The organism is Candidatus Arthromitus sp. SFB-turkey, from assembly GCF_001655775.1.
GTDB lineage: Bacteria > Bacillota > Clostridia > Clostridiales > Clostridiaceae > Dwaynesavagella > Dwaynesavagella gallinarum.
The window spans coordinates 38,466-49,895 of record NZ_LXFF01000033.1 but is presented as its reverse complement, the minus strand read 5'-3'; the positions used below and the strand labels follow the sequence as shown (position 1 = coordinate 49,895).

Annotated in this window: 13 protein-coding genes; 4 read left to right on the top strand and 9 right to left on the bottom strand. The window is 23.7% G+C overall.

Features of this window, described 5'->3' with window-relative positions:
* Positions 1–172: 172 nt before the first annotated feature.
* Positions 173–877 carry a zinc dependent phospholipase C family protein gene (locus tag A6P36_RS06470; protein WP_066762226.1) on the bottom strand — a complete coding sequence of 235 codons (705 nt, stop codon included), beginning with the start codon at positions 875–877 and terminating at the stop codon, positions 173–175.
* A gap of 382 nt (positions 878–1,259) precedes the next feature.
* Here A6P36_RS06470 and spoVB point away from each other — a divergent pair, with 382 nt between their 5' ends.
* A complete protein-coding gene (gene spoVB / locus A6P36_RS06465) occupies positions 1,260–2,774 on the top strand; it encodes a stage V sporulation protein B (RefSeq protein ID WP_066762224.1) in 1,515 nt (504 codons plus the stop codon).
* A gap of 18 nt (positions 2,775–2,792) precedes the next feature.
* On the opposite strand, the gene A6P36_RS06460 is transcribed toward spoVB, so the two are convergent.
* From A6P36_RS06460 to A6P36_RS08235, 4 genes are all read right to left on the bottom strand, one after another.
* Positions 2,793–4,421: a putative polysaccharide biosynthesis protein gene (locus A6P36_RS06460; RefSeq protein WP_066762220.1), complete on the bottom strand. Its 1,629-nt coding sequence runs from the start codon at positions 4,419–4,421 to the stop codon at positions 2,793–2,795.
* A 10-nt stretch (positions 4,422–4,431) separates the two neighbouring features.
* On the bottom strand, positions 4,432–5,424 hold the full coding sequence (locus A6P36_RS06455) for a pseudouridine synthase (RefSeq protein WP_066762218.1): 993 nt from the start codon (positions 5,422–5,424) through the stop codon (positions 4,432–4,434).
* Positions 5,425–5,437: 13 nt separating this feature from the next.
* Positions 5,438–6,628: a M20 metallopeptidase family protein gene (locus A6P36_RS06450; RefSeq protein ID WP_191336286.1), complete on the bottom strand. Its 1,191-nt coding sequence runs from the start codon at positions 6,626–6,628 to the stop codon at positions 5,438–5,440.
* A gap of 120 nt (positions 6,629–6,748) precedes the next feature.
* Positions 6,749–6,913: a hypothetical protein gene (locus A6P36_RS08235; RefSeq protein WP_191336287.1), complete on the bottom strand. Its 165-nt coding sequence runs from the start codon at positions 6,911–6,913 to the stop codon at positions 6,749–6,751.
* Between the two features lie 107 nt (positions 6,914–7,020).
* Between A6P36_RS08235 and A6P36_RS06445 the strand changes: the two genes are divergently transcribed.
* Together A6P36_RS06445 and A6P36_RS06440 are read left to right on the top strand one after the other, a co-directional pair.
* Positions 7,021–7,938: a DUF5685 family protein gene (locus tag A6P36_RS06445; protein WP_066762216.1), complete on the top strand. Its 918-nt coding sequence runs from the start codon at positions 7,021–7,023 to the stop codon at positions 7,936–7,938.
* A complete protein-coding gene (locus tag A6P36_RS06440; protein WP_066762213.1) occupies positions 7,931–8,512 on the top strand; it encodes a tetratricopeptide repeat protein in 582 nt (193 codons plus the stop codon). The genes A6P36_RS06445 and A6P36_RS06440 overlap by 8 nt, the downstream gene beginning before the upstream one ends.
* Here the strand turns inward: A6P36_RS06440 and A6P36_RS08145 are convergent.
* On the bottom strand, positions 8,496–8,723 hold the full coding sequence (locus A6P36_RS08145) for a hypothetical protein (protein ID WP_066762210.1): 228 nt from the start codon (positions 8,721–8,723) through the stop codon (positions 8,496–8,498). The genes A6P36_RS06440 and A6P36_RS08145 overlap by 17 nt on opposite strands.
* Positions 8,724–9,107: 384 nt before the next feature.
* Between A6P36_RS08145 and A6P36_RS06430 the strand changes: the two genes are divergently transcribed.
* Positions 9,108–9,524 (top strand): Fur family transcriptional regulator, encoded by a 417-nt coding sequence (locus A6P36_RS06430; RefSeq protein WP_066762336.1) that lies wholly within the window; start codon positions 9,108–9,110, stop codon positions 9,522–9,524.
* 165 nt (positions 9,525–9,689) lie between these two features.
* On the opposite strand, the gene A6P36_RS06425 is transcribed toward A6P36_RS06430, so the two are convergent.
* The 3 genes from A6P36_RS06425 to yihA form a co-directional block, all read right to left on the bottom strand.
* A complete protein-coding gene (locus tag A6P36_RS06425; RefSeq protein ID WP_066762206.1) occupies positions 9,690–10,118 on the bottom strand; it encodes a hypothetical protein in 429 nt (142 codons plus the stop codon).
* Positions 10,119–10,224: 106 nt separating this feature from the next.
* Positions 10,225–10,749, bottom strand: coding sequence for a hypothetical protein (locus A6P36_RS06420; RefSeq protein ID WP_066762199.1), 525 nt, complete (start codon positions 10,747–10,749; stop codon positions 10,225–10,227).
* Positions 10,750–10,849: 100 nt separating this feature from the next.
* Positions 10,850–11,425, bottom strand: coding sequence for a ribosome biogenesis GTP-binding protein YihA/YsxC (yihA, locus tag A6P36_RS06415; protein ID WP_066762193.1), 576 nt, complete (start codon positions 11,423–11,425; stop codon positions 10,850–10,852).
* Between the last annotated feature and the right edge of the window lie 5 nt (positions 11,426–11,430).

The following is an 11,430-nucleotide window of genomic DNA, read 5'->3' as shown; positions in this document are numbered from 1 at the left end:
ATTTTTTTTAAAAATTAACTAAAATAATTCCATATAATTAAGTAATTATACAATACACAAAATAAAAACACAAATCTAATTCAACATTTATTATAACCTATAAAATAAAAGATATCCTAAATTCAAGTTAAATTTAGGATATCTTTTATAACAATTTATAACAATCAAAAATTTATATAGTTCCAAGTATTTTTTCATATATATCTACTAAAAAACCAGCGCTTGTTTCATGAGCTTGTCGTATTATTTTAGATGCTATATTCATATACCTCTCTTCTCTATCAAAAACTTGTTGATTTTCTTTATTAACCTTTTGGGAAAACTTAATATTTTTTATGATATAATCCTCTACATTTTCAAACCTTTTAATTCCAGTTTCAACTTGAAAATTACCCTCATCATATATTTTTGATATAATCCAAAGTTCAAAACTTCTATGCTCTTTAAATAAATCACCACTACCATGTTGAGGAACCGTTGAATCCTGAATAAGATGTAGACAAACACCTATATAAAACATACATTTGTCAATACAACCTTTTTCTAAATAAAACATAGCTGTTCTATAATATTTTTTAAATTCATTTAAAAGATTAGAAAATCCATAAAGTCCTTTTAGGGTCTCTATATTATAAAAGTGATTGCTACTCTTACAATCTAAATCTGCCCAAACAACTCCATCATTTATATGATCTATATATTTTTTCATAAATATACTAACATCATACAAACTTTCATTATTTAAAATTTTTATAACATTCCCATTTATAAATTTATGTGTCACACAATGTGTCTTCATCAATAATTTTTTAATAGGATTTATTATTACCATTATCTTTTTTACAGCTTTTCCATATGTTAACTCTACTCTTCCCATTTATCTCTCCTCTTTTTAAATTTATAACATAAAATCTAAACAATATATTTTCATAGTATCTATACTTCAAATGTATAAATAATTTCAATAAACTTTATTGATAATAATTATTAAAATTATAACAAATAATACCAAATATCTCAATTCTATATTATATATTGAATCTCCATATTAAAATAATTTTTAAAAAATAAATCATTAAATACCAAACAAAAATTTACTATACCCCTATATGCTTTCCCTAAAATATGTTTTATATTTAATTTATTTTTATATTATTTATTACGAATCGTAACACTAAAACATTAATAAAAATTATTAGGAATAAAATTTTTTATTTCGGAATAACTTTAAATATAAAATTCAAGAAGGAGGGAAAATTTTGGAAAAAGAAAATTTTTATAAGAAATCTTTTATACTGAGTTCATCAAATATATTAACAGGAATACTTGGATTTACTTTTTCAATAATTCTTTCAAAAGAATTAGGGGCTGAGGCTCTAGGATTATATGGATTACTTATGCCTATATATAATCTTTTTATTTGCCTAATGTGTGGTGGAATATTGACATCTATTTCAAAACTTACAGCAATTTATTTCGATAACAAATATTTTAATAAAGTAAATTTAACCATAAAAACATCTATGATTTTTACTTTAATTTGGTCTCTAATAATCGCAATAATTGTATATACACTAGCTCCTATAATAGCGCAAATAATAATAAAAGATACTCGTATAATAACTGCAATTAAAATAATTTGTCCCGCTATGATATTTATATCAATATCGAATATTTTAAAAGGATATTTCTATGGTACATCTCAAATAAATGTACCTTCTATAATTGACATATTAGAAAAATTTATTAGAATTATAGTTCTAATAATGGTAATAAAGTTTTTTAACTTTAAAACAGTAGAATCAACAGTTACTGCTGCATACATATCTATCTGCCTAGGTGAATTCTTAAGCTATGTTTTCTTGTACTCTTACTACAAAAAAGTTAAATGCAAATATAACGATAAAACACCTGTTAACGTAAGTAAAAGAAGTCTTTTAGCGGATATGTTAAAAATAGCATTTCCTCTTTGCATAAATGGTCTAATAACAACATTTTTATCAACTCTTACAACTCTTATAATTCCAAGAAGACTTTTAAAAGCAGGATTTAATTACTCTCAAGCTCTTTCAATAATGGGAAAATTTAATGGAATGGCTTTAAACATAGTATTATTTCCTATAATTATTATAAGTTCAATCTCAACCTTACTAATTCCTGATCTATCAAAATCTATGAGCAAAAACAAATTAAATACAGCTGAAAAAAGGATACGTGAGGTTATAAAAATTTCATTCATTCTTGGTCTTGCAACCATGGTAATATGTTTTGTAATACCAAATGAATTATCATATATGTTTTTTAAAAGAACAGATTTAGGCTCATATATATGGTTTGCTAGTTTAATAACACCAATGTTTTTCATATCACTTACAACATATAGTATTTTAAATGGATTAGGTAAACAAAATAAAATTTTAATTAATTCATTAATCTGCTCATTTGTAGAAATAATAATTATATATGTTCTTGCTGGATTTTCTCAAATAAATATATTAAGCTATGCAATTGCTATAATGGTAGATTCTTCTCTATCTGTAATACTAAATTTAAGAGAAATAAAAAAATGTGTAAAAATTCAATCTGAAATTCCAAAATATATAATTTACATACTCTTAAGTATTTTAATGGTTCTTGTTCTATTTTTAATTAAATCATATATACCACCTAAATTCGAATTATTTAAAAACATATTAATAATTTTTTCAGGCTTTAGTGTATTTGGAATAACAATTATACGAGACATTCGAAGAAGACCATTTTCATTTAGATAAAAAAATGAGTAAATTCTATTACTTAAAGAATTTACTCATTATTTTTTTTGGTATCCTATTTACAATTGCATTTGGCATAAAATCCAAATCACTTTTCTTAATATATTTTAAAACTACAATTAATAAAAAATACGCAGAACATCCTAAAACTACTGAGAATATAAAAGATATATATATTCCAATAGATAAACTATTAAATACAGCATTAAAAAAATTATACGAGAATAAAACAATAATACCCATAAAAACAGACGCTAATATTGGTTTTAACATACTTGAAAACATTTTACTTCGAAATCCAGTATATTTTTTTATAAGGATATCATTTATAATCATAGGAATAAAAAATCCCAAAATACTTCCAATAACTGCTCCATTTATATTTATAAAATTAATTCCTACAAAAAAATAATTACTCAAAAGTTTTATTATAACTCCCAAAAATAAGCTTAAAAACACTGAATAAAATTTGTTTACACCTTGCAAAATAGTTGTTTGTATTTGAACAACAGACATAAATATAACAAGAGTAGAACCATAAAGCATTAATCTATATCCATCACTATACTCTTGTGAAAATAAAATAGAATATATTGGTTTACTTAAAATAGATAATCCTACACATGCTGGTATTGATATTAAAAAACTTATTTTAAGAGCAAATCTAATTTTATTAAATAACTCTTCATTATCTTTTAACACCACTGATTTAACAATACTTGGAATAACAGCTGCAGATAAAGCAGCAATAAATGCAAGGGGAACATATATTAAAGTTTTATATTTTCCTAAAAGTCCATATAAAATATCGCTTGCATTAGAATCAAATCCCGCTACTAAAAGTCTATTTTTTACAAGAGCTAGATCAATAACTGCTCCAACGTATTGTATACCTGATGTTAAAATAACAGGCATTCCATATTTCAAAAAAGTTTTCACTATTTGTTTTGTAGAAACTCTATCTCGTCGTTCTAATTCACAATTTAAATACGGTATAGAATTACTCATATTATAAATTATCTTATCTTTTCTTAAAACATAGCATAAAAAAACTATTGCAAAAAATGCTCCTACCGTAGTTCCAATAGTACCACCAGCAGCTCCTAACTCTAAACTTTTATTAACTAAAGTAAAAGCAAAAAACACACTTATAAAAATATTACATACTTGCTCTAAAACTTGAGAAAAAGCTACAGGAGTCATATTTGATATCCCTTGAAAAAAACCTCTATATGCCGCCAAAACAGATGTAAAAAATATAGTTGGAGATAAAAATACAATACCAAGATAAGAACGCTGACTACTAACTAATTCAGCCATAATTTTAGAAGTTAACAATAATATCAAAGAACTTATTAATCCTATAAAAAATAAAATTCTTTTACCTACATAAAATGTTTTTACAACATTTTGTTGTTGATTAAGAGCAACAAATTCTGCTATTTGTTTAGCAATTGCTATTTGCATTCCAGAATTTGTTACAACATAAATCAAACTAAATATATCATACGATGCCAAATATATACCATATCCTTCATCCCCAAGTATTCTTATAATAATTGGCACATAAAGAAGTGACATAACTTTTACAAGAATACCTGCAAAAGATAATGCTATAAAACTTTTACCTGTCGATTGTTCTTTCATTTCTTTTCCTCTAAACTGTAATTTTAAATTCCTGTTTCATAATTCTTTTAAATCGTGATGGAAAAGGCATCACAATAACTTTATTATTTAAATAATTAATACTCATATTTTCATCTATTCCATTAAATACAAGTTTATATGCAAATAATAACTGATTTTCTACCCCATATTTATTAAAAAAATAATTCCTTAATTCTTTATTACCATATTTTAAATCCCCTATTATAGGATTTCCCAAAAACTTAAAATGACTTCTTATTTGATGACTTCTTCCAGTTATTAATTTTATCTCTACTAAACTTACAACCCCATTTGTGTCAAGCATATTAATTTCCATTTGTATCTCTTTTGATTCATCATCTTTTTTATTGGATACAACAGATTTATTTAGCTTGTGATCCTTTTTTATATATGCCTTATATACTCCATTTTTAATTTTACCTTCAACTAATGCTCTATAATACTTTGAAACTTTTCTTTCTCTAATTACAGAATTCAACTCATTTAAAGATATATTATTTTTACCAAACATAACAAGTCCATATGTATTTCTATCTAACCTATTAACAGGAGATGGAGAAAATGTAAGATTTTTCTCTGGTACATAATCTCCCTTTTTTGATAAATAGATTCTCACATTTTTCGTTAAATCAATTACTTCTTCATCACCATTGGAATGAACAAGTGTATCTATATCTTTAATTGCAACTAAAATATTAGAATCTTCAAAACAAATTTTAGGTTTTAAATAATTATAATTTTTGTCAATTTCATATTTTTCTTGATTTTTACCCTTTAAATCATAATGATATCCAAAAATTCTTAATACATCATTTTCTTTTAACTTATAATCAACACTAGATTTTTTACCATTTACTTTAATATTTCCTTTTCTTATATCTCTAAAAATCAAACTAAGCTCAACATCTTTAAATACTTTTCTAAGAAATTTATCTAACCTTTGATCCTTTTCATTAAATCCAATTATAATCTCTTGTTTCATGATTTCTCCCAATCTAATTACTATTTAAATAATTAAATGCAATAGCACTTTGAAGTGCAGCTCCAAATATTAAACCTTCTTCATCTAAATCAAATAAACTTCCATGAGCAGGATGAACAATCCCTTTTAAAATATTTCTCGTTCCAAGAAAATAAAAAAGCGATGGTACAGCCTCAGAAAAATACGCAAAACTTTCAACCCCCATAGAAGGACATATATCCATAATAACATTGTCTTTTCCTAAAACTTTTTTAAACACTTCTTCCCCAAAAGACACCATTTTATCATTATTATATAAACATGGATATCCATCTACAATTTCAATTTCAACTTTAACCCTCATAGCTAAAGCAATTCCTTCACAAATTTCTTTTAATCTATTTATAGCATACTTTCTATCTTCTTTGGTTATAGTTCTAATAACTCCTTCAAGTACTACCTCTTCTGGAATGATATTAGGTGCAGTTCCACCTAAAAACTGTCCAATTGTAATAACAGATGGATTATGAGGACTTATTTCTCTACTTACAATTGTTTGAAGAGAAGTTACCATATTACAAGCTGCAACTATAGGGTCAACACAGTCTTCAGGGTGTGCTCCATGTCCTCCTCTTCCTTTTACAATTATTTTAAAAGGATTAGATGCAGCATTAACAACACCATATTTTAAACCAATTGTACCTGAATCAAGGAGTTCAGAAACATGAAGTCCAACTATTGCATCAACTTTTGGATTTTGTAAAACTCCTTCTTCAATCATAAATTTAGCGCCACCAACAGTTTCTTCTGCTGGTTCAAAAATTAATTTAACAGTTCCTTTAAACTCATCTTTATGTTTATTTAATATTTTAGCTGCTCCCATAAGTATAGACATGTGTCCATCATGTCCACATGCATGCATTTTCCCTTTTATTTTAGAAGCATATTCGACATTTTTTCTATCTTCAAGTGGTAATGCATCTAAATCTGATCTTAAAGCTATAACAGGTCCATCTCCATTTCCCTTTATTAAAGCAACAATACCTGTTCCACATACAACTTTATTTTCAATTCCCAAAGAATTTAAAAATTCCACAATTTTCTTTGAAGTATTAAATTCTTCAAACCCAACTTCTGGATATTCATGAAAATATCTTCTATTGTTAATTATTTCATCTCTTATTAATTTTGCTTCTTCTAAAAAATCTATATTAAACAAAATCATCAACTCCAAAATATTTTTTATAAATAAATATTACAATATTAAATTAATTTTATCTACAAAAAAAAATCTAAGCATTTTAAATTTAAAATACTTAGATTTCAAAATATGTACACCATTAAATTAATTATTTACAGCCTCTCTTTTAATGTTAGTATAACTCTTTCCTTTAAATATTTGAGCAAATGGACAATCCTCTGCTGGATTTTCTTTATCCTTATTGTAATAGGCACACTCTTTAAAACATTCAACTATTTCAGATGAAGTTGATAAAAAATAACATTCCATAAATAAACCTCCAAAACCTTAATAAAAATTTTTATATGATTTTTAACTTAACAAATATGTTTTTATGCTATACTCTTAAATAAAAATTATTAAGAGGTAATATAAAAATGTTTGGATACGTATATCCCTTCAAACCGGATTTAAAAATAAGATACTATAACACATTTAAAAGTTACTACTGTAGTTTGTGTCATGAAATAAAAAAAAATTATGGAAATATTCCAAGAGTAAGTATAAATTTTGATACAACATTTATGGCAATTCTACTTGATAGTTTTTCTACAGTTAAACATAACATAGAAAAAAAAACATGTTTAATACATCCTGTTGAAAAAAAATTTATAATTAAAAATAATCCTAGCATAAATTACGCTAGTCATATAACCATAATTTTAGCACATAATAAAATAATTGACGATATTAATGATGAAAATAATTTATTTTCAAAAATTATTTTTCCAATTTCTAACAAATATATGCAAAAATTACCTAGGGAATTTGATGAAATAAAAGAGATTATCTTTAAAAACTTAAATAATTTAAAAAATTTAGAAATGTCAAATAAAAAACTTTCAATTGATGAATTTTCTCATCCATTTGGTACCATTACAAAAAATATTTTTAATTTTTACGCAAAAATAAATAATTTTAATGAAAAATATTTACATTATCTAGAAAATATAGGATATAATTTAGGTAAATGGATTTATATAATAGATGCTTTTAATGATATAGAAAAAGATTTTAAAAATAAATCATTCAATCCAATTTTTAATTTAGATAATAGCACGGTTTTATCAAAAAATATGGATATTATAAAATTTAAGAAAAATATTAAAGATAAATTTTCATCACTTCTTACATACATAAATAGTAAATGTTTAGAAAATTTTGAAAAGTTATCAATAGATAAAAATTATGATTTAATTGAAAATATTTTACAATTAGGTATGCCTTTTAAAATAGATAAAATTGTAAATCATTTTCAATGTTCAAAACAAAAAGGAAGTGTTATAAATGAATAAAAAATATTTTGATATTTTAAAATTAAACGAAAATGCAAGCATTGAAGAAGTTAAATTATCTTATAAAAATTTAATTAATACTTATAATTCACAATTAAATAATGATAACTCAAATTTCAATGAAATAAATCAAAAAATTCTTGAAGTAAATAGTGCTTATGATTATTTAATGAACAATGTTTTTAACTCCTCAAATAATGAAAAAGTTTTAATGTCTCAAATAAGAAATCTGATAAATTCAAATTTATTAGATGAAGCTCGTGAAAAATTATGGAAAATAGAAAATAGAAATGCAGAATGGAATTATTTAATTGGTCAAGTTTATTATAAAGAAGGTTGGTATGATAAAAGTCAAAGCCACTTTGAAATAGCATATAACCTTGAACCTAATAATTTTGAATATAGTCAAGCTTATAATTCTTTTAAAAATTCAAATAATCAATTTAGACAAACATATTCTAAAAGAGCAACAATTGGGGATAATTCTGGATGTTGTTGTGATACTTGTTGTACTCTCTTATGTATTGATTCATGTTGTGAATGTTGTGGTTGTGACTTTATTTCTTGTTGCTAATGATACGTGCTAGTAAAATAACTAAAGGTTCAATTTTAGTCTCTATAACTATAATTCTTTTTTTATTATCCAAAATAATAAACATCGCAGACCTAACATTACTAACTTTTTCTTCACTTATTATATGTTTATCAATAATAAAATTTGGTACAAAATATTCTTTTTTAATTTTAATATCTTCAACAATTACTTCAATCACTTTTGGACTCATAGAATATTCTCTAATTTATGTTTTATTTTTTGGTTCATATCCTATATTAAAATTTTATATAGAAAATTTTAATAATGTTGTGATTGAAATATTTCTTAAACTAGTGTATTTCAATATTTTATTTTTATTAATATTTTTTACATATTTAAAATTATTTTTTCCTATAAAAATAAATTTTATTATAATTATGTTTTCATGTATAATCTCATCTTTTATATTTTTAATGTACGATTTAATGCTAACAAGAATTATTAATTATATTTATAATAATAATTTTATCAACAATCTATAATGTTACATTTTTTTGACATTTAATAATAATTATTATATAATTATTATAATTATTATTTGTAGAAGGATAGTTGTATGTTTAATAATAAAAATATAGATGATATTATACAAATATTTAAAGAAAATAATTTGAAATTGACGCTACAAAGAGTAAACATATACTCTTATTTAAGATCTACATGTGAACATCCTACAGTAGATACAATTTATAAAAATATTAAAAAGATAATCCCAACTATAAGTTTAGCAACCGTATACAAAACCTTAAATACTCTTGTTGATTACGGTCTTATAAAAATGATTAATGTATGCGAAGAAAATTTTAGATATGATGCTAACATAGATTTACATGGTCATATTAAATGTACAAATTGCAATAAAGTAGAAGATTTATATTTAGATACTAATTTAATAAATTCTCTATCGATAGAAAATTACGATGTGCAAAATTTTGATTTATTTTTATATGGCACATGTAAAAGTTGTTCTAGAGAATTAACTACTGTTTAAATTTAATGTTTTATCATTTTATATATAAAAATATAAGGCTATCTATATTATAGATAGCCTTACTTAAGGGGGATTTGTGGAGAAAAAATTTTTCTCCATTTATCCATATTATTTCACTAAATAGATTTATTATACATATTTAAAAATATTTTACACTTAAATATATTATTTCTCTTTATTTATCTCATCCATATAAAATTGTATAAAGTTATCAATAATATCTATAAACTCACTTCTTAAAATTGGTTTTAATGAATTAAAAAAATTAATCACCATCTCATTATTGTAAGTACTTTGGTTTGTATAATTTTTATAAGTCTCTTCATTATTATTAAAATTTCCAAAATTAATATTGTTTATATCAAGACCATCTGACATTAAACCTATAATGGCATTTAAATTTCTAAAATCTATACTATTTAAAAATTCGAATATATTATTTAAATTAAATCCATTTTTAAAAACATCTTGAACATTATTTATAGCCATATTAGGATAATTATTAAAATATTGATTATTTAAATCTAACATTCTATTATTATAATAATTATTATCATCATTAATTTTATCATAAGACTTTTTACGTTTTGACATTTTTAAAACCTCCAATATCCAATATTTTAGGAGGGTAAAATTTTTACCCTCCTAATTTTTCAATCTATAAAATTGAATAATATATTTAAATTATACATTTACAAATCTATAATTCTGATGAAACATTATTACATCCTCTAGGCTGTGGTTGACAACACATATTCCTATTATTTCTATTTAATAAAGATAACAATAATAAAATTGTCCACAAATCTGTTCCATTTCCATTTCTATATCCACCTACAGGCATTATATTCATAGTTGTAGGTTGTTGATTAATTCCACAAAATGGTTGAGCAACTTGATAAGTTGATACAGGAACCTCCATATACGCTTGTCTAACTCTTCTTGTTTTATATTTTAAATTGGATCCACAATATGGAACAGAAGTAGGAGTTATAAATTGTTGACACTGATTATTTGGATAACAAGTCATATTACCACCACCTGATAAATTATTATTACCAAATCCTTGACCTAGTCCTGCCAAAAGTAGTAATGGCAATAATCCTGACCCACACCCAAAATTACCAAAATTATTATTACTATTACCACATCCTTGATTCAAATCACATCCGCAATTTCCACATCCTGAATCATTAAGTTGATTCATAAAATTCATAAAATCCATATTACTCTCCTATAATTTATTTCTACGTAATAATCTTATGTACAAAAATAAAACATGCTACAATAAAAAAAGTATATTATTATAAAAAATAATATACTTTTTAAATATCAGAAAATATAAAGTTTAAAAGCTCATTTCTATTTTCATTTTTTAACGCAGAGTAAAATAAAATCTTAGATACATCAAAATTTTTCCTAAATTTTAAATCATTTTTTTTTATCTCTGCAAATTTAAGTTTATCTGATTTCGTAGCAACTATAGATAAATTATACTTCATATCTTTTATCCAATTGCACATAATAAGATCACTTTCAAATGGATCATGTCTTGAATCAATCAAAAGAATTACTTTTTTAAGTACATCTCTATTATAAAAATACGATTCCACCATAGATTTCCAAGAATTTCTTTCATATTTAGACACCTTCGCGTAACCATATCCTGGAAAATCAACCAAATATAAACTATTATTTATTAAAAAGAAATTTATAGTACGTGTTTTTCCTGGTGTAGAACTAACTTTAGCTATCCTTTTTCTATTTAACAACGAGTTTATAATACTAGATTTTCCAACATTAGATCTACCTACAATTGCAATTTCTTTCAATCCTTCATTTGGAAAATCACAAACATTACTCGTAGACTTTATAAATTCACTACTCTTCACAATAAACATTTCTT

Excerpts from the sequence above, each read along its gene's own strand:
- A6P36_RS06450 (WP_191336286.1), bottom strand. The coding sequence starts at position 6,628 with ATGATTTTGTTTAATATAGATTTTTTAGAAGAAGCAAAATTAATAAGA.
- A6P36_RS06420 (WP_066762199.1), bottom strand. The coding sequence starts at position 10,749 with ATGGATTTTATGAATTTTATGAATCAACTTAATGATTCAGGATGTGGA.
- yihA (WP_066762193.1), bottom strand. The coding sequence starts at position 11,425 with ATGTTTATTGTGAAGAGTAGTGAATTTATAAAGTCTACGAGTAATGTT.
- A6P36_RS06460 (WP_066762220.1), bottom strand. The coding sequence starts at position 4,421 with ATGAAAGAACAATCGACAGGTAAAAGTTTTATAGCATTATCTTTTGCA.
- A6P36_RS08145 (WP_066762210.1), bottom strand. The coding sequence starts at position 8,723 with ATGAGTCCAAAAGTGATTGAAGTAATTGTTGAAGATATTAAAATTAAA.
- A6P36_RS06470 (WP_066762226.1), bottom strand. The coding sequence starts at position 877 with ATGGGAAGAGTAGAGTTAACATATGGAAAAGCTGTAAAAAAGATAATG.
- A6P36_RS06425 (WP_066762206.1), bottom strand. The coding sequence starts at position 10,118 with ATGTCAAAACGTAAAAAGTCTTATGATAAAATTAATGATGATAATAAT.
- A6P36_RS06445 (WP_066762216.1), top strand. The coding sequence starts at position 7,021 with ATGTTTGGATACGTATATCCCTTCAAACCGGATTTAAAAATAAGATAC.
- A6P36_RS08235 (WP_191336287.1), bottom strand. The coding sequence starts at position 6,913 with ATGGAATGTTATTTTTTATCAACTTCATCTGAAATAGTTGAATGTTTT.
- A6P36_RS06440 (WP_066762213.1), top strand. The coding sequence starts at position 7,931 with ATGAATAAAAAATATTTTGATATTTTAAAATTAAACGAAAATGCAAGC.
- A6P36_RS06455 (WP_066762218.1), bottom strand. The coding sequence starts at position 5,424 with ATGAAACAAGAGATTATAATTGGATTTAATGAAAAGGATCAAAGGTTA.